Origin of the sequence: Polaribacter sp., from assembly GCF_051251875.1 — a bacterium.
In the GTDB taxonomy this organism is placed as follows: Bacteria; Bacteroidota; Bacteroidia; order Flavobacteriales; family Flavobacteriaceae; genus Polaribacter.
Window position 1 is genome coordinate 54253 of the sequence record NZ_JBPOGL010000019.1, and the last position, 19275, is coordinate 73527.

Genomic DNA, 19275 nt, shown 5'->3' on the forward strand with positions numbered 1-19275 from the left:
TTTTTAGAAAAACAGATAAAATGGAATCCACAAAAAATAAAGGGGAATTAAAGGCTTTATTAGCTGAAAAACGCAAAGAAGGCGCTGCGAAATTCACCAAAGAAAAGAATAAAATTTATGCGGATGGTATTACAAGCGTTGCCGATTCTGGTGTTCTTAAACACGCATTAAATATAGGCGATAAAGCACCCAATTTTACATTAAATAATACCCTAAACAAACCAGTTTCTTTATATACTGAATTAGAAAAAGGACCTGTTGTTTTAACGTGGTACAGAGGAGGTTGGTGTCCTTATTGTAATATTACCTTGCATTATTTACAAGAAAAATTACCAGAATTTGAACAAGCAGGAGCAACACTACTTGCCGTAACACCTGAGCTACCCGATAATTCCTTAAGCACTTCAGAGAAAAACAATTTAAAGTTTGATGTGTTAAGTGATGTTGGCAATACTATAGGAAAAAAATATGGTGTTGTTTTTACACTTACAGATGAGGTAGCTGCTATCTATGAAGCTGGTTTTGGTTTGAGTGAAAAAAATGGTGATAATAGTAATGAATTACCTTTAGCGGCAACCTATGTTGTTGATACCAATGGAATTATTCAGTATGCTTTTTTAAATGCAGATTATAGAGAAAGAGCAGAACCATTAGAAATCTTAGCGTCCTTAAAAAAGTTGAAATAAACCAATTGTAGGTTTATGTACAATAAAAAAGGTTGTCTATTAAAGACAACCTTTTACAAATAAAACTGAACGAATGAACTATTTGTAATTTTCTAATTTTTTTCTGCAACTTACTGTGATGCTATAAGATTTATTTTATAGATATCAACCTAATATATAAGTAACATCTTTCTTTCTTTTTTTTTTTCTGATTTCAACCACTACAGTCAGTGATCAATTGTCTTGTTTTGATGTTTGATTAAAGAGCAGTAAAAGAGTGGCTATTGTTTTGGATTGATAAAATTAGTATTGCTTGGCAATTCAAAAATTTCAAGATTAAAATAAGGTACTGCTGCAATAATATGATCAAAAATATCAGACATGATGTATTCGTAATTTTTCCAGCGTTTGTCGTTGCTAAACGCATATATTTCTAACGGTATTCCTTGAGTTCCTGGCGCTAATTGACGCACCATAATCATCATTTCTTTGTTTGTACCCGAATGATTTTCTATATAGGTTTCTATATATTTTCTAAAAACACCAATGTTTGTTAGGTTTCTGCCGTTTAAAAGCAATTCTTTATTGATGTTTTGATGCTTATTGTAGCTATCAATATCTGCTTGACGCGTTTCTAAATAAGCGGTAATAGATTGAATTTTTTTAAAGTCACTTACTTCTTTTTCAGACAAATAATGAATACTATTCAACTTGATGTTCAAAGATCTTTTTAAACGTCTTCCATTAGAATCTGCCATTCCTCTCCAGTTTTTAAAAGAGTCAGAAATTAAAGAGTAAGTAGGAATGGTCGTTATAGTTTTATCAAAATTTTGAACTTTTACTGTAGATAGGTTTATTTCTATGACATCACCATCGGCACCAAATTTTTCAAAAGTAATCCAGTCTCCAATGCGTACCATGTCATTAATAGAAACTTGAATACTAGCAACAAAACCTAAAATGGTATCTTTAAAAACCAAAATAATAACCGCTGAAGCCGCACCAATTGTGGTGATAAATTTGATAAATTCGATACCCGTTAGAATAGCAAAAGCAGATAAAAATCCAAATGACCAGGCAAAGATCATAAATACCTGAATGTAACTATCTATAGGCTTGTCTTTTAAACGCGGTAAGGTTTTAAAGTAGTCTTTAAGGGCATTTAGTAGGCTTCGTACAATCCAAAGGGTTAAAACGATGGTAAATATTTCTAATCCTTTTTGAATGATATTTTCGATATACTGAAAATCGATAAACACAAGTGGTGTGCATTCTAACGTAAAAATTAACGGAATAATATGAGCAATATTACGTGGTACTTTATTCTTTACTAATAAATCATCAAAATTAGTTTTACTTTTAACGGTAAACTGTGTAAACAATTGAACAATAATTTTTCTAATGATAAAATCTATTAAAAAAGCAATGATTAATACGGCCGTTAGCAACGCAAACATATTTATATAGGCTGCTGAAGCAGCAGAGATGCCTGTTTCCACTAAATAATCATATAATAGATGTTCAATTTTCATGAGTACAAAATTTTAAAGAGAATCTCTATGGTTGTTTACAATAGAATTTCCAATTCAATTAAAAAGTATGACGTTGCTCTTTTGTTGATGAAGCGCTTAACAATTGGTTGAATTTTTTTATAATATCAAAATTCCCAGTAATTTCAGTTCCAACAGCTATTCCGGAAATTCCTGTTGCTAAAACAGCGGAAACATCTGCTGTTGTAATTCCTCCAAAACCAATAATGGGAGTGTCCGTTTGTAAAGCGTCTATAATAACATCATAGCCTTTGTACCCTAAAACCGTTGAACCATTATTTGTGGTTGTCGCCTTTAACGGACCCAGACCAATATAATCTACTTGTTGGCCAAGCAATGTTTCGCATTCTTGTAGAGTATTTGCAGTAGCACCAATAATTTGCCACGTGTATAAATGCACTCTGGCTTTGGTTGCAGAAATATTTATATCGCTGATATGTACACCATCTGCCTTTACTGCCCGTGCTATTTTGTAATCATTATGTATCAGCAATCTCGTTTGAAAAAAAGAAGTAATTTCTCTCGCTTCTTTTGCCAATTTTAAATGTGCTTGTTCCGAAAGATTTAGAACCTGCAATTGCACCAATTCTGCCCCCGCAGAACATGCTTTTTGAATATTTTCTATATGTTCTTTTGGCATGTTTCCTTGCGATGTATACTGTAGTTTCGGTATCATTTTGTATGCTATTTTTGTTTGGGAATTAGATCAATGTATACGCAAACACTTACACAACTATTTTTTTAGAATACTGCATAAAATGAGTTTCCAAACGTGTTAACATTGGATTTATTTTCTCAGAATAAATTACATACTGACATTTATGTATGCTCTGTGTAATGGCCATAAGATCTGTATAAGCAGATTTTTGAGCTAAAAACTCAGCATCATCAATACTAAATATTTTTAGTTGCCTGGTGTTTAATCCTTCTAATAAAAGCAACTTGTTCATGGTTTTAGGTGTGACAATTAAGATGTCTACGCCTTCAAAAATTTCTGATTTTAAGACATCTATATGAAATTTGTCATCACACATATAAACGCGTACTTCTGTAAATCTTGTAAATTTTGAAAAGGCATCGTTTGCCTCTAGTGCTTTTTCTCTATTTTCTACCAAAACGATGGCTCTGGGCGCAGTTCCAACTTCTTCACATTTTAGTTTTTGTAGGGTGGTCAGTACAAGTGTGGTTGTTTTACCACTTTCTTTGGGCGCCGTGCAATAGCAATTAGCACCGCTTTTAATTACAGGTATACTTTTACTTTGTAAGGGTGTAGGAGCTGTTATTTCTAGAGATGCTAACATCTCTTTTAAATGTGCGTGTAATTTTTTAAAAGGCATAGGAACTATAGAGATGATGGTTTGTCAATCGATTCGGAATATTGACTGCAAATATACAAATAAATTGATGTATTTATTTTTTCTATGCGGTCTTTTGTGGCCGTTCATTTTATGTTGGTAAAGGACTCTTTTAAAGTGAAAAGCGATGGTATTGATTTTATGAAAAAAGAGGCTGCTTATTTTAGACACAATAGGGTTTGTAATAAGAGCGTCACTTTTTTTTAAGCTACAATTGCGGCCTTGCATAATGAATAGCATCCTATATTATTCTGCATTTTTCCACGCTTCTTGTAAATATACCAAGTCCTTTGCAATGCGCTTAAAGACTTCTTTTTGGGGAATATTAATTTTAGTAGCTCCTTTTTCTGCGCCACCCAAATCATGTTCTACATGCAAAGAAATAGGAACATTGATCTTGTATTTTTTCAACAAAGAAAAATAACGATTAAAATTGACCATACCTTCACCTAAAGGAACATTTACGGGTTGCCATTTTCCTTGAACTTGTCCCCATTTAACATCTTTTATCACAATAGCATTGATATAGGGTTTGATACTTCGCAAACCAAGTTCCCAACTTTGACCACCTTCTAATACGGCGTGTCTAATATCATATTGCATTCCTATATGGGTTCCATGAGTTGCTTCTAAAATAGGAAGAAGATCCCAAACTGCGGCGCCAACATGCAATCCAGAATGATTTTGATACCCGGCAATAAGTCCTAATTTTTCATTTAAGATTTCCAAAGCCCTTGCTTGTTTGCCATAGATTTCTTGACTTTCTTTTATGGATACATTGGCAGGATATTTTAACCATTCTGTACGATAATGAGTAAACCCTAAAGAACTTGCCGTTTCTAACACCGTTTTTTGTACGGAGTCATCCACATCCCAAACATTGGTAGACATCATTTTTGCAGCTAGTCCATGTTTTTTCATGGCTGCTACTGCTTTTGGTAAATCGTCCTTTACATTTTCTGGCAACACATGACCTTTTCTGCGTACGGTTAGGTCTAAACCGTCAAAACCCATTGCTGCAGAGGCTTCTGACATGTTGTTGTAGTCTAAAAATTGCAAATGCTTTGAAAATAAATGCACGTTTAGAGAATTTTCAGAAGGAACAAAGGGGGCAGAAACCAACGGATTTGCCAAAGATAGAAACGGAATGGCGCTGAAAGCCATGGCAGAGCGTTTGGCGAATTCTCTTCTAGAATAGGAAACTGGTTTGGAACTCATCTGTATTGTTTTTATGGATTCTTATTGGTTGAGGTGCCTTTTGCTAAAATACATCAATTTGATTATCTAATGATACGTACACCTGATTTTAATGGTGTGTCAAGTATTTAAAAATCATTTTCTTTTTATAAAAACAATTGGACTTCATCTGTTTTGCCTCTGTAAATTAGAGGTTTTTATGTAAAGGACTTCTTCTAACCTTTGTTGTCTGTATTCAAAATAATGTAAGTCTGCATTTTACGAAGATACGCAATAGATAGGAGTCGATTTTTTATCTTTTGAACCTTAAAAAAGAAGAAACATCCATGGGGTCTTCATCCTCTTCATCGCTAAAAAAAGTTGTAATGTTGTACGCTGTAGACGACTATCAATGATGTTAAAACAGTTTTTTTTAATGGCATTTAATTTTACAAAGACTAGAACACAATTATGAAAACACCCAACATATTATATTCCATCTTAGATCTTGCTTTGGTTTCTAAAGATCACAGTTTACAACAAACGTTTCACAATACGCTTAAATTGGCACAGCATGCCGAAACGTTTGGCTATACCCGTTATTGGTTAGCAGAGCATCATAATTCTTCAAATATTGGAAGCAGTGCTACCGCTGTATTAATTGGTTATGTTGCTTCGGGTACACAAACAATTCGCATTGGTTCGGGAGGCATTATGTTGCCCAACCATTCCCCCTTAATTGTTGCGGAACAATTTGGCACCTTGGCATCTATCTATCCCAATCGAATAGATTTGGGCTTGGGCAGAGCACCAGGCACAGATGGTGAAACCGCAGCAGCCATTCGAGCAGATTTTATGCAGGCTTCTCAATATTTTCCACAGGAACTTGAAAAAATTCAACAGTACTTTTCTTTAGAAAATGCCCATGCTAAGGTACGTGCTACCGTAGCAGAAGGAGTAGAAGTACCCATTTATATTTTAGGTTCTAGCACAGACAGTGCGCATTTGGCGGCAAAAAAAGGATTGCCTTATGCTTTTGCGAGTCATTTTGCCACTACTCATTTAAAGAATGCTTTAGAGATTTATCGCAACGAGTTTCAACCTTCAGCAGCTTTAAAAAAACCGTATGTACTGGCGGGTGTAAATATTATTATTGCCGATACAGATGAAGAAGCCCAGCGATTGTCTACATCCTTGATTCGGATGATTGTTGGTATTTTTACAGGAAAACGAGATTTTGTACAACCCCCAACAGATATGACTGATGAGTTGCGAATGGTGATGCAAAACCCGCAAGTACACCAAATGTTAAGGTATTCTTTTATTGGGAGTAAAGCTACGGTAAAAGCGCAGGTAAAAGAGTTTTTAGAACACACAAAAGCAGATGAACTGATTGCCGTAACGCATCTGTATGATGTGAACGATAAAATACGATCGTTTGAATTATTTGCAGAAATCATGAAAGAGTTGCATTAATAGAAATGCAGTCCTTTTACATGTAGTAGCTGTATGTGGTGCATTTTGGACTAAAAAGATCTAAAACTATCAGTTCGAGTGATTTTGAGGAACGAAAAATTGTATCGAGAACTTTTTAAAAGCTAAAATTCTTATTCTCGCTACAAATTTTACTTATTGTAATCGTAAAATGCACTCGAACTGACAGGATTTTGTAAAAATGCACAAAACGTTATCACAATATATTTAGATATAAACCATGTAATCAGTTGAAAACATGATGAATTAAAGCAAGGGTTTTAAAACAGTCCAAACATTTTTTGCCAAGATGTGATGTCCTTCTTTTGTGGGATGAATGCCATCAGATTGATTTAAACGAGCAATTCCGCCAACATTTTCTAATAAAAAAGGAACTAAATACAGGTCATTTTTTTTAGCCAAATCCGGAAATATATTTTTAAATTCGGTGGTGTATTCTGGTCCCATATTGGGTGGAATTTGCATGCCTGCTAGCACAATAATAGTCTCTGGATATTTTGTTTTCACAGCATTTATAATGGCTTGTAAGTTTTCTTTAGATTGTTGTAAAGGCACACCTCTTAAACCATCATTGGCACCCAATTCTAAAACAAAAATAGTCGGCTTTTGATGTAAAACCCAGTCAATTCTATTTTTACCACCAGAGGTAGTTTCTCCACTAACGCCAGAATTTACAATGCTATATTTTAAGTCTAACGAGTCTATTTTTTGTTGAATAATACCAGGAAATGCATCATTCACATCTTCTAAACCGTAACCAGCAGTTAAACTATCACCAAAAAAAACAATTGTTTTAGTAGCCGTATTTTTAGAGGTGGTCATTTCAGTATTCGCAGTACCCGTGGCAACATTTGGGGCCTTTTTAGAACTATCTTGTTTGCAAGCGATAAAAAAAATCAGGACGGAAAAACAACAAAACTTTAAGAAAACCTTTTGAGTTATATGGTGGCTATGTATACGCAATTGATTATTTTTCAACATCGGAATTTTTTAGAAAAAATTAAAATAAAATAATGTCAAATATATTAAAGATTAATGATTTAGAGAAAACTTATACCAGTGGTTCTAAAAAATTAACAGTCATTAGTAATATCTCTTTTGAAGTAGAAAAAGGAAGTGTTTTTTCTATTGTAGGGCCTTCGGGAAGTGGTAAAACAACCTTGTTAGGGTTGTGTGCGGGGTTAGATTACCCAACTTCGGGTACTATTGCCTTGTGCGGTACCCCTTTACAAGATTTAAATGAAGATGAACGTGCCGCTTTGCGCAACAAAGAAGTGGGCTTTATTTTTCAGAATTTTCAATTGTTGCCTACCTTAACGGCATTAGAAAATGTTATTGTGCCTTTAGAATTACAAGGCGAAAAAAATGCTGCTAAATTTGGGAAAGCCTTATTAGAAAAAGTAGGATTGGCAGACCGTTTACACCATTATCCGTCGCAATTGTCTGGTGGAGAACAACAAAGAGTAGCATTGGCAAGAGCCTTTTCTAACAAGCCTTCTATTTTATTTGCAGATGAACCTACCGGAAATTTAGACGAAGAAACGGGTGAAAAGGTCATTCAATTGTTGTTTGAATTGAACAAAGAAGCAGGGACAACCTTGGTGATTATTACACATGATTTAGACTTGGCGAATAGAACACAACAAATTTTGCGCTTAAAAGGTGGAAAGATTATTTCTAATGAAAAAACCACGAGCATGTAATGGGCAAAATCAGTAAGAACATCAATTTTCAATGGCTGTTAAAAATGGCATGGAGAGACGGAAAAGCAAGCCTTTCTAGGTTGATGCTTTTTATGGCGTCTATCATATTGGGTATTGCGGCGGTGGTTTCTATTCAATTGTTTAGCGATAATTTAAAACAAAATATAAAACTGCAATCAAAATCCCTGATGGGGGCCGATTTTATTATTGATAGCAAACAAAAACCTACTAAAAAAGTACAAGCCATTATCGATTCTTTAGGAGCAAAAGCATCTGAAGTCAATTTTGTTTCTATGGCCGCTTTTCCTAAAAATGAAGGCACAAAATTAGTAAAAGTAAGAGCGCTAGAAGGTTCTTTTCCGTTTTACGGAAATTTAACAACGGAACCTGAAGATGCTGGAGAGCACTACCAAGCATTAGGGGGGGCGTTGGTAGATGCAACTTTGCTCTTACAATACAACATACAACCGGGCGATTCTATTAAATTAGGGAAAGTAACCTTTTTAATTACAGGTGCTTTAAAATCCATTCCTGGTAGTACCGCCATAGCCTCTTCAATAGCACCAACGGTGTTAATTCCATATCGTTTTTTAGATAAAACAGCCTTATTGCAAGTAGGAAGTAGAAAAGAATACCAATACTTTTTTGAAGCGCCAGCAATAGATTTAGACCTTTTAGAGCAAAAAATAGATCCTATTTTAAAAGCAGAGAATGCAGATGTAGACACTCATGTAAATACCAGTAAACGTTTGGGAAAACGGTATGACAATGTTAGTCGCTTTTTAAACTTAGTCGCTTTTATAGCCCTTTTATTAGGCTGTATTGGTATTGCAAGTTCTGTACATATTTACATCAAAGAAAAGCTGAAAAATGTGGCTATTTTAAAATGTTTGGGGGCTTCTAGAAAACAAACCTTTTTAATTTATTTGATACAAATTGTAGGTATTGGTTTGGTTGGTGGTATTCTTGGTGCTGGCATTGGGACTGCTTTGCAATATGCTTTTCCGTATATTTTACAAGACTTTTTACCTTTTGAGGTTGCCATTTCAATTGCTTCGCAACCCATTATAATGGGGATTGTTTTGGGGGTTTTAATGTCGGTTTTGTTTGCATTATTGCCGTTATTAGGTACTTGGTATGTATCGCCTTTAGAAGTTTTAAGAGGGTCTGAAGACAATTTACAGAAGCCTAAAAAAGCACAAATTGTTGTCATCATCAGCATTCTACTTTTTATCTATTTATTTGCTGTATGGATGTTAAAAGATGCTGTAAATGGCTTGATGTTTACCCTTGGTATTTTTGTCATATTTGCTATTATGGCTAGTATTTCTACTCTTTTTATCACATTGATTAAAAAGTTTTTTCCCAGTTCTTGGAGCTATACAAGTCGTCAGAGTTTGTTAAATTTATTTAGACCCAACAATCAAACCATGGTACTTGTTTTATCGATTGGATTGGGGACTTTTTTAATTAGTACCTTGTATTTTACAAAAGATATTTTATTGGTAAAAACGGCCATTGAAAACAAAAAAAGTGATGCAAACATCATTTTAATGGACGTACAAGATCAGCAAGAAACTGCGATTGTAGCAACCTTTAAAAGCAAAGGATTGGCAGTTATTGATAACATTCCTATCATAACTATGCGCATGCAAAGTATTCGTGGTAGGTCTGTAAATGAGATTCGTAAAGATACTACGCTGCGCATGCGAAAATGGATGTTAAACCGAGAGTTTAGAGTAACCTATAGAGAGGCACTAGCAGAAACAGAAGAAATTGTGGAAGGTGAGTGGACAGGAACTAAAACAAACGGAGCACCGGTGTACATTTCTATTGCAGATAATTTTGCGGAAGACGCGCATTTAAACGTAGGAGATGCGGTGACGTTTAACGTTCAAGGGGTGTTGATGGAGACCATTGTAGGTAGTATCAGAAAAGTAGATTGGAGTAGTATGAAAGTCAATTTTATGATTTTGTTTCCAACCAATGTCTTAGAAAATGCGCCACAATTTAATGTTATAACCACACATGTGCCCAATAAAGAGGGTTCTGCGGATTTGCAAAGAGATTTGGTACAGCAATTCCCAAATGTGACCATTTTAGATTTGCGTCAGGTTTTTACCCTTGTAGAAGATATCTTGGGTAAAATATCATGGATTATAAATTTTATGGCATTTTTTAGCATCTTAACAGGTTTTATTGTGCTTATTGGTTCCGTTAGAAACAGCAAATACCAACGTATTAAAGAAAGTGTTTTGTTAAGAACGTTGGGCGCCAAAAGCAAACAGATTTTACAAATTACAGCCTTAGAATATGTTTACTTGGGTGTTTTAGGAGCTTTAACGGGTATTGTATTGTCTTTTATTGGGAGTCAATTGTTGGCTACTTTTTTATTTAAAGAACCTTTTATCCCCTCGGGAATTCCTTTATTTATTTTTTTACCAGCCATTACCTTTTTAGTCGTACTTGTTGGCGTTAGCAATTTAAAATCGGTTTTAAAAAGCCCGCCTTTAGAGGTGTTGAGAAAGGAAGTGTAAGGATTTGAAGTATGACATACTCACAGAAAAAGGAATCTCTAATAGTGCAAACAACGGATTTTTTGCAGCTGTAGCCCTACAATATCTGTAGGAAGGAATAGGGTGTTCTTTTGTTTGTGTAAAATTTAATATAAAGTATTGATTATCTTGTGTTTGATAGGTGTTATTTTAATTCTTTGTTTAAGTGTTTTACGGTGTCCTAGTTTTGTCTAACCAACATATTTTAGCAGATTGTGTATACACACTACAAGACAGGTTTTTAAAACATACCCACAGTTCCTTTTACAATAGTCATTTTAATTTCTTACATTGTCTTCCTGTTTTGGTTGTTCCTGTTTTAAAAGGCATATGAGTAGGTTTTTAGGAAGCGGCTATTTGGAATAACGCAAAAAGAATGTTATTGTTGAATGCTCCCCCCAAGTATAAAAATGTACACACATGATCTTTTGGATATTTATCATTGTATTGGGGCTACTATTATTTTACAATCTGTATATGTTTCATTGGCCAAAAGGTTGGAAATCTACGATGTATTACAAAAAAGATTTTTCTGTTGAAATGTGTGCCATTGTTGGCAAAAAAAATAGGGGAGAAATTACAGAAGAAGCCGAATTTAAAGCACTTGAAAAAGCATATCTAGCCAATAAAGCAACCATAGATTTGTATGAGTTGATACATAATAACGGCTTGCTATATGGCGATAAATGGAACATTGGCTATACTGCCATGTTCTCTTTAGATGAACATCAAACGCCCATTCCTATCATGGAATATTGGTCTGATGAATTTATTCAATTTAGTTTAAAAAAAATAGAAGAAGGAGCAAAACCTGGTGTGATTGCTAGGTTTTATGATCAATACCTTCGAAAACACTTTTGATGGAGTGCAGCTTTTAACACTTGTGATGGTAAGGGGGCGTGTAATTAAAAAATGAATCCTACAAGAACTAACAAAAGATGAATTTTATAGATATTGAGTACGATTACAGATTGGATAGTAAATGTGGAGATCCAGATACTGATAGTTTAAAATTATATGAAGTTCACAGCCTTTTATGGAGCAAAGAAGTTTCAGAAAACAGTACTTTAAATTTGAGCATTTTGAGTAAAAGTTACGGAAGATTAATACTAAAAAACAATTTGACAGATAATTTATCCAGCGATAGAATGTGTCCACATTATGTTGGAAAATATAACGGAAAATTAGATAAATGGTTGAGCGAATCTGAAAAAGAGATATTTCAACAAAAAGTAAGAACAATTGGAGGACATATAGTTTTTCCGGCACACAGAAAAGATGGATTTACAATTAATCAGGCAAGAGGTGTAAATCGAAAAATAAGTGACAGATTTGATTTAACTTTAGAATGTTTCAGAAGGTTTTATATAAATGAAGAAAGTCCATTAACAAGTACACTAAAACGATACTCTGATTTTTTAAAATTATTTGATAGTTTTAAAGGTTACATAGATTTTTTTAAGCTTCAAGATTTTATAGAAAATAGTGAAAAGGTTAAATTCTTATTGCCATTTGATAATTTTAATCGTTCAGCTTTACCAGAAAGTAAACAAGAATACGTGAGCTATATGAATAGCACAATAGAACTGATAGACAAAAGAAACGAAAGAATATTAAATAGAATGAATAAAGCGCAACACCTTTTATAATTTATTGCTTTTCCTTCGTCAAGCTCAGGACATGCCTTCGTCAAGCTCAGGGCAGGCCCTTTCGGCGGGCTCAGGGCAAGCCATTCGGCAGGCTCAGGCGTGCTAACAAAAAGCATCACGAATTTTCTTTGTATGTAATTATTTAGTAAATTTAATGCTTTACTGCGCAACTTGTTATATACCAGCAACCTTGTGCGTTATAAAACAGACCAACCTATGAAAAACGTTACTATTTTATGGCTCATTCAAGTGCTGTTCTTTAGTGCTTGAAAACGGAACACAAAACAAAATTAAGAAAAGACTTTGCAACACCATTGCATCAATAATTTTTTATATTTGTGCCAATGAAAATTATTACTATCATATTATCATTGATAATACTTGTTTTGTCAATCAAACCTTGTTCAGACGGAAATAATGCCGAAGACCAACATCAAGACAAAATAACTGCTGAACACAATCATCAAAATGATAGTGATGATACTTGTCCTATAAGTTGTATTTGTAATTGTTGCGGAATCGCAATTACATATGAACCAATTCAAACTTTTGAATTAGGTGTTAACAATCAAATCTCTACAGAAATTCTATATATTTATCAGTCGATTTATAGATTTAATTTTCACTCTACTATCTGGCAACCGCCACAATTGATTGGCTAAATTACGGACCAAAAGTCAAATTTTTTTTAGTTAATTAATTTTTACATTTTCAATGAATACATACATATTGAGCGCAATGCTCACAATAACAATGTGCTTTTCTATAAAAGCACAAACATCTGACGTACAAATAAAAGTAATTTCAGAATCCGAAAACGAACCGTTATTTGGAGCAACAGTATATTTTGAGGAATTAGAAAAAGGAGCAGTAACCGATTTTGACGGAATTGCAACTTTTACAGAAATTCCAAACGGAGAACATATTATAGTAATTTCATTTTTAGGTTTTGAACCAAAAAAAACGACCATTCAAATTCCAACTAATTCAGATTTAAGTTTCAAATTAAAAAGTGGTGGAAACCAATTGGACGAAATTGTATTACAATCTTCAAGAAGTACAAGAACGGTAAGAAAAATTCCAACCAGGATAGAATATATTGGTGCAGAAGAATTAGGAGAAAAAGCCATAATGAATCCTACCAATATCTCAATGGTATTGCGTGAAAGTACAGGAATACAAATGCAACAAACCTCTTTAAGTAGTGGAAGTACAAACATAAGAATTCAAGGACTTGATGGACGTTACACGCAACTTTTAAGAGATGGATTTCCGCTTTATGGAGGTTTTTCAAGTGGTTTGAGCATATTGCAAATTCCACCTTTAGATTTACAACAATTTGAAATTATTAAAGGAAGTTCTTCAACACTATATGGTGGTGGCGCAATTGCTGGTTTAATAAATATGGTTTCAAAAACGCCTGACGAAGCACCAGCTTTAGATATTATGTTAACGCAAACCCAAGCATTAGGAAGTACAGCAAATGTATTTTACAGCAAAAGAAATGAGAAATTTGGTGTTTCACTTTACGGTTCTGGGCATTCTCAAAAAGTATACGACCCAGAAAATGATGGTTTTAGTAATTTACCAAAAACAACATCAATTTCATTCAACCCAAAATTCTTTTATTATCCATCAGACAAAACAACATTTTGGATTGGTTTAAACGGAACGTATGATGAGAGAATTGGTGGAGATGTAACAAAAATTGAAAGTGGAGAAAATGGCATTCATCAATACACGGAAGAAAACACCTCAAAAAGATTGAGCAGCCAAGCAGTTTATAAAACGCAAATAGATTCTATAAGCTCTTTCAATATAAAAAATAGTGTGTCTTTTTTCGATAGAAACTTGACCATTCCAGATTTTAGTTTTGATGGTAAGCAAATCAACACGTTTACGGAAATGACTTATCAAAGAGAAAATTTAAAAGCAAATTGGATTTTTGGAGCAAATTTATACACTTCAAACTTTGATGAAAATGATACTGCTACTTTGCAGCGCGACCAAGCAGACGTCACTTATGGAATGTTTGCGAATAACATGTATGACCTTTCTGAAAATTGGATTTTAGAAACGGGTATACGAGCCGATTACAATACAGATTTTGGCTTTTTTCCTCTTCCAAAAATTTCTGTACTTTATAAAAATGATAGTGGATTTTCGAGTAGAATTGGTGGTGGTTTAGGGTATAAAATTCCAGATATTTTTACAGAAGAAGCTGAATTTATCAATTTTGAAAATGTACTTGGTATAGACAAATCTTCATTAAAAGCAGAACGTTCTTATGGTGTAAATCTTGATTTTAACTATCAAACACGTATATTTGAAACCATAGGTTTTTCTATTAATCAGCTTTTTTATGTTACAGCAATTAACAACGGTTTGTTATTGAATAGTACAAATAACGGTTTGTTTGCATTTGAAAATGCAACTGACGAAATTTTAAGCAAAGGAGCAGAAACCAATATAAAGTTTAGTTATAAAGATTTTAGATGGTTTTTAAATTATGCATTTATAGATACAAAATTGAACTATTTAGCTGGAAATCCACAAAAACCATTAACTGCAAAACATAATGCAGGAAGTGTTTTGATGTATGAATCTGATAAATGGCGAATAGGTTATGAAACGTTTTACACAGGAAAACAATTTTTATCAAACGGAACGGAAACGACAGATTTTGTAACAATGGGGTTGCTTTTAATGAGAAACTTTAAATTTGGTAGTGCATTTGTAAATTTTGAAAATTTCACAGACAGAAGACAAAGCCGATTTTCGCCTTTGGTTTTGCCACCACACGAGAATCCAGAATTTCCAGAGATATATGCACCAACAGACGGTTTTATTTTTAGCGTTGGAATTATTATTAAACCATTTGGAAACGAAGACCACGATTAAGTATGCAAACAATTGAAAAAGTTTTAGACTCAAAAGATATTAGAGTAACTGCAATGCGTTTATTAATTTATAAGTTCCTTGCCGAAAAACAAGTTGCCGTTACATTAAGCGATATAGAAAATGCTTTTGAAAAAGCAGATAGAACAACATTGTACAGAACTATTAAAACATTTGAAGAAAAAGACATCGTGCATCAAATAGACGATGGCACAGGAATTACGAAATATGCTTTGTGTGAAAAAGGTTGTAATTGTGAGATTGAAACCGATTTGCATTTGCATTTTCATTGTAATAACTGTAACGAAACCATTTGTTTAACTGAACATAAAATCCCTCAAATAAAAGTGCCGGATGGATTTGTTTCAGAAAACGTAAACTTGGTTGTAAAAGGCATTTGCGATAAATGTAGCGGTCAATAAATGCACTTCCATTGCATTGGTTATTATAGCATTTTTACATTAAATTAGAAATTATGTTATTATTCGCTTATCTTATATTGTATTTTTTATTGGTCTTTGTTTTAAGGTCTGTATTACTTTGGAAAAAAACAGGAATAAATCCATTTACATTCGAAAAAACAGATAATGCCCACGATTACAATGGAAAGGTTTTTATATGTATCACAGTTCTTGAGCTAATTGTTGTGGGAATCTATGCGTTCAAAGAAGAATGGTATGAATATTTACTTCCTTTTTGGTATTTAGAAAATCAAACTTTACAGAAAATTGGCTGGGTACTTTTGTGGGTATCGCTGATTTTAGTTTGGTTTTCTCAAAGCCAAATGGCAAATTCTTGGAGAATTGGAATTGATGAAAACAACAAAACCAAATTGGTAACAAAAGGCGTATTTTCAATTTCAAGAAATCCTATATTTTTAGGAATAATGATTACAAATGTAGGGTTATTCCTTGTTATTCCAAATGCATTTACTTTACTCATAATTTCATTATCTGCTTTAAGTGTAAATACACAAATACGATTGGAAGAAGAATTTTTAAAACATGAATTCGGAAATAAATATACAGCATACGCGAAAAAAGTAAGACGATGGATTTAATAATTAGCACAGAATTGCCAAGACTCAAAGCCATAGACATTGTACAATTGAATATCCTAAGCTTCATAAAAAGAGTAAAAAAGTAGGTCTTGCCAACGCTTAATTTAGAACTACACTTCATCAAGCTCAGGGCAAGTTAACAAAAAGCATTACGAATTTTCTTTGTATGTAATTATTTAGTAAATTTAATGCTTTACTGCGCAACTTGCCATATACCAGCAACCTTGTGCGTTATAAAACAGACCAACCTATGAAAAACATTACCATTTTATGGCTCATTCAAGTGCTGTTCTTTAGTGCTTGTCAAGAAAAAAAGGAGGACCAAGCCGCTCAATTAAAAGACGTCTTAGTGGGTTATTTTGATGGCATTGAAACACGGGATTTTAAAAAAATGAGCGCCTTGACCACCGAAGATTTTATCATCTATGAAGATGGCGTCATTTTTACGAATGACAGTATTTTTAAGATGATAGAAAGTTTTCCGAAATATACGGCAAAATACAAATTTGAAAAGCTAAACATTCAGGTAGATCAATCTTCTGGCAACATCCATTATTTAAATCACGCAAACTTTGTGTTTAATGACACCACCAAAGTTGCCTTTGATTGGTTGGAAAGTGCTACGTTTAAAAAAATTGACGGACAATGGAAAATGAACTTCTTACATTCTACGGTAAGAAAGTAAACATCAACAACACCCCCCTGTATAGTGTTGTATGGCAAAGAATAATGAACAAAATACAAAAAAAATGATACAAGAAACAAAAGACTCACTTTGGCCTATACCAAAGTTTTACTTTATGGTAGATTGGGGTGCCACAACAAACATTATTTTTCAAGAAGTAAGGGGCCTGGATACCAATACAGAGACGGAAGCAAACAGACAGGGCAACAATCCTGTTTTTTCTGTAATCAGCATGCCGGGATTGAAAAAAAATGGGAAGGTAACTTTAAAACAGGCTATTTTTGAAAAAGGTACTGCCTTTTGGGATTGGTATGAAAAGGTAAAAATGAATACCATAAACCGTGAAAACGTTGTGGTTAAATTGATAGACGAAGCTGGGAATGTTACTATGGAATGGACACTTTTAAATGCCTATCCTGTAAAATTAACTGCTACCGATTTACAGTCTGATGGGAGCGAAGTAGCCATAGAAAGTATTGAAATTGCTCATGAAGGTTTTACAATCGCTAAGCAGTAGGGTTATTTTTCATTCATCATTTGTGAACCCTACAATCTTGTCGTTTTTATAGTGGAGGCAAACATTTTATGGCTATTTTTATTTTGTTGTTTCGTGCCATGCTAGGTGTTTAATAGGTGTTTATACGGTGTCAAATACCTGAAAAACACCCTTTTACATACGGGGGAATACACGGTTTTTTTACCTAAAACGTTGAGATTTTGGAATAAAATAATTATATTAGAAGGTAAAACACGCTTTGGTAAGAGTGTATGTAATTAAAATAATACCATTATGAAACATGAAAAACAACAAAAACCAGTCTCGGAAAACACCCAAATAGACTTTGATGCCTATTTATTAGAAAATGAAAAATGGCTTACTACGGAAGGAGCCATGGAGCATTTAAACGTAAGCCGTAGTACCATCTACAGATGGAGAAAAAAACGCTATTTGCCTAGCTTTAAATTGGGGCATATTCCTATATATCCAAAACATTTGGTAAATAAGTTTTTTATGCGCCGCGCACTGCACAATGTAAAGGAGCAGTAAAGAGTCTGCCTACCGGTTGCACTTTCTTTTCTCTAAAAACTACACACTTTTCTACCCCAAAAAAACGTGTTGACATCTAACATTTTTTATGTTATATACCAACACGCCTTTAGAAACCTGTTTAATGGTTGCCCTTGCATACCACTTTCTTTTTATAGTACAGTAACAGTGCCCATATAGGTACTGATGGCTGCAAAATCGGTTTCTGGCTTGCTAAAAGACGCCCAAACTTCTACGTCAAACCCCGTCATAAATTCTGGTAAGGTAACCGTTGCCGTAGTGGCATCTCTGGTAGCCACCGCCAAATTGTTATAAAACAATTGTAAGTCGGGTGCATACACCACTACCATCAAGGCGTCTGTTGCCGTGGCCTTTCCTTGTCCGCTGTTGTCTTGCCAGGCAAAATCTAGGGTATGCCCAGCAGCAGCAGCTACGGTACCGCCATCAATACCTCGTAAATCGCCTTTGCTAATCAATACTTTGGCATAATCCATGACCATGCCCGTTTGGGTACTGATTACTGCGTTTTTAAGATGGTAGGAAGTGGCCAAGTTTGCACGAGATTTATCGCCCCGTGGACTCCCAAAATAACGACTTACAATAGCTACAATAGGACTTAAAAAACCAATGACAGTTTTAAATTTCTGACGTTGCTCTTCCTGTTTCTCTGTAGCCGTGTATTTACCGCGTTGTGGTAAACTGCGCATTACGTTTTTACCTCTCCATCTAGTTCCTACTACGTTGCCTACTTTGCCGGTAAATCCGCCAAGTATGCCTTTTTCAAATGTTGCCATAATTTATGGTTTTTAAAGTTAATAGATGCTAAAACTACTACCTAAACATCATAAAACCAAACCTTTGACCCTTACTGACACGTATTGACACAAATTGACCGTTTGTGAACGGTATTGACCCATAATGACCTGTTCTGACCTATGCTGACCTGTTCTGACCCATGCTGACCTATACTGACCTGTTCTGACACGTATTGACCCATGCTGACCCATGCTGAAACAAATTGACCTGTTCTGACTCAAATTGACACGTATTGACCGCTAATGACACAAACTTGCCATTTTTAGGGGGTTTTGTTCGGGTTTGCTTCGGGTTTTGTTCGGGTACGGCTTGGGGCTATTTTTTAAAAATGGACCTTTTTGGGGACAATCTCGACGGAAAGTGGTGGAAAGGGTGTACAGTGAGCAGTATGCAGTGTGCAGTGTGCAGTTAGCAGTTAGCAGTTAGCAGTTAGCAGTATGTAGTAAAAACACAACAGTAAGAACACAACAGTGAAATCATATCAACAGGAACACATGAAGCAGATTGCTTCGTTGCTCGCAATGATTTCTTGCTTGTCATTGCTAGGAGGATACGACGTGACAATCCCACGTAAAGAATAGCAGGCAAGAGTAAGAACACACGAAAAGTAGGAAGTAACAA

General features: G+C 34.4%; 19 protein-coding genes. 13 read left to right on the forward strand and 6 right to left on the reverse strand.

Annotated elements, in window-relative coordinates; all coding sequences use genetic code 11:
* Positions 1–20: 20 nt before the first annotated feature.
* Positions 21–686, forward strand: a complete 666-nt coding sequence (locus ACSHW5_RS10075) for a peroxiredoxin-like family protein (RefSeq protein ID WP_435676003.1) — start codon at positions 21–23, stop codon at positions 684–686.
* Positions 687–946: 260 nt separating this feature from the next.
* Here the strand turns inward: ACSHW5_RS10075 and ACSHW5_RS10080 are convergent, their stop codons facing one another.
* From ACSHW5_RS10080 to ACSHW5_RS10095, 4 genes are all read right to left on the reverse strand, one after another.
* A complete protein-coding gene (locus tag ACSHW5_RS10080; RefSeq protein ID WP_435676004.1) occupies positions 947–2197 on the reverse strand; it encodes a mechanosensitive ion channel family protein in 1251 nt (416 codons plus the stop codon).
* A 58-nt stretch (positions 2198–2255) separates the two neighbouring features.
* On the reverse strand, positions 2256–2891 hold the full coding sequence (locus ACSHW5_RS10085) for a thiamine phosphate synthase (RefSeq protein WP_435676005.1): 636 nt from the start codon (positions 2889–2891) through the stop codon (positions 2256–2258).
* A gap of 49 nt (positions 2892–2940) precedes the next feature.
* On the reverse strand, positions 2941–3552 hold the full coding sequence (locus ACSHW5_RS10090) for a DEAD/DEAH box helicase (protein WP_435676006.1): 612 nt from the start codon (positions 3550–3552) through the stop codon (positions 2941–2943).
* A 264-nt stretch (positions 3553–3816) separates the two neighbouring features.
* Positions 3817–4788 carry a sugar phosphate isomerase/epimerase family protein gene (locus ACSHW5_RS10095; RefSeq protein ID WP_435676007.1) on the reverse strand — a complete coding sequence of 324 codons (972 nt, stop codon included), beginning with the start codon at positions 4786–4788 and terminating at the stop codon, positions 3817–3819.
* A 429-nt stretch (positions 4789–5217) separates the two neighbouring features.
* Between ACSHW5_RS10095 and ACSHW5_RS10100 the strand changes: the two genes are divergently transcribed.
* Positions 5218–6222 (forward strand): LLM class flavin-dependent oxidoreductase, encoded by a 1005-nt coding sequence (locus tag ACSHW5_RS10100; RefSeq protein ID WP_435676008.1) that lies wholly within the window; start codon positions 5218–5220, stop codon positions 6220–6222.
* Positions 6223–6486: 264 nt separating this feature from the next.
* Here the strand turns inward: ACSHW5_RS10100 and ACSHW5_RS10105 are convergent, their stop codons facing one another.
* Positions 6487–7062 carry an arylesterase gene (locus ACSHW5_RS10105; protein WP_435676009.1) on the reverse strand — a complete coding sequence of 192 codons (576 nt, stop codon included), beginning with the start codon at positions 7060–7062 and terminating at the stop codon, positions 6487–6489.
* Between the two features lie 191 nt (positions 7063–7253).
* On the opposite strand from ACSHW5_RS10105, the gene ACSHW5_RS10110 reads away from it, so the two are divergent.
* From ACSHW5_RS10110 to ACSHW5_RS10160, 11 genes are all read left to right on the forward strand, one after another.
* Positions 7254–7943, forward strand: coding sequence for an ABC transporter ATP-binding protein (locus ACSHW5_RS10110; RefSeq protein WP_435676010.1), 690 nt, complete (start codon positions 7254–7256; stop codon positions 7941–7943).
* Between the two features lie 44 nt (positions 7944–7987).
* The gene (locus ACSHW5_RS10115; protein WP_435676021.1) at positions 7988–10480 is read left to right on the forward strand and encodes an ABC transporter permease; all 2493 of its coding nucleotides are present in this window, start codon (positions 7988–7990) and stop codon (positions 10478–10480) included.
* Between the two features lie 438 nt (positions 10481–10918).
* A complete protein-coding gene (locus ACSHW5_RS10120; RefSeq protein WP_435676011.1) occupies positions 10919–11359 on the forward strand; it encodes a hypothetical protein in 441 nt (146 codons plus the stop codon).
* 77 nt (positions 11360–11436) lie between these two features.
* On the forward strand, positions 11437–12147 hold the full coding sequence (locus ACSHW5_RS10125; protein WP_435676012.1) for a DUF6994 family protein: 711 nt from the start codon (positions 11437–11439) through the stop codon (positions 12145–12147).
* A 344-nt stretch (positions 12148–12491) separates the two neighbouring features.
* The gene (locus ACSHW5_RS10130; RefSeq protein ID WP_435676013.1) at positions 12492–12809 is read left to right on the forward strand and encodes a DUF6660 family protein; all 318 of its coding nucleotides are present in this window, start codon (positions 12492–12494) and stop codon (positions 12807–12809) included.
* Positions 12810–12885: 76 nt separating this feature from the next.
* Positions 12886–15048, forward strand: a complete 2163-nt coding sequence (locus tag ACSHW5_RS10135) for a TonB-dependent receptor (RefSeq protein ID WP_435676014.1) — start codon at positions 12886–12888, stop codon at positions 15046–15048.
* 2 nt (positions 15049–15050) lie between these two features.
* Positions 15051–15467, forward strand: a complete 417-nt coding sequence (locus ACSHW5_RS10140; RefSeq protein WP_435676015.1) for a Fur family transcriptional regulator — start codon at positions 15051–15053, stop codon at positions 15465–15467.
* A gap of 53 nt (positions 15468–15520) precedes the next feature.
* Positions 15521–16105 carry a methyltransferase family protein gene (locus ACSHW5_RS10145; RefSeq protein ID WP_435676016.1) on the forward strand — a complete coding sequence of 195 codons (585 nt, stop codon included), beginning with the start codon at positions 15521–15523 and terminating at the stop codon, positions 16103–16105.
* Between the two features lie 250 nt (positions 16106–16355).
* Positions 16356–16790, forward strand: a complete 435-nt coding sequence (locus ACSHW5_RS10150; RefSeq protein WP_435676017.1) for a nuclear transport factor 2 family protein — start codon at positions 16356–16358, stop codon at positions 16788–16790.
* 64 nt (positions 16791–16854) lie between these two features.
* A complete protein-coding gene (locus tag ACSHW5_RS10155; RefSeq protein WP_435676018.1) occupies positions 16855–17307 on the forward strand; it encodes a phage tail protein in 453 nt (150 codons plus the stop codon).
* A 273-nt stretch (positions 17308–17580) separates the two neighbouring features.
* Entirely contained in the window at positions 17581–17838 is a 258-nt protein-coding gene (locus ACSHW5_RS10160; RefSeq protein ID WP_435676019.1) for a helix-turn-helix domain-containing protein, read from the forward strand.
* A 152-nt stretch (positions 17839–17990) separates the two neighbouring features.
* On the opposite strand, the gene ACSHW5_RS10165 is transcribed toward ACSHW5_RS10160, so the two are convergent.
* Entirely contained in the window at positions 17991–18632 is a 642-nt protein-coding gene (locus ACSHW5_RS10165) for a DUF6266 family protein (RefSeq protein WP_435676020.1), read from the reverse strand.
* Positions 18633–19275 lie beyond the last annotated feature (643 nt).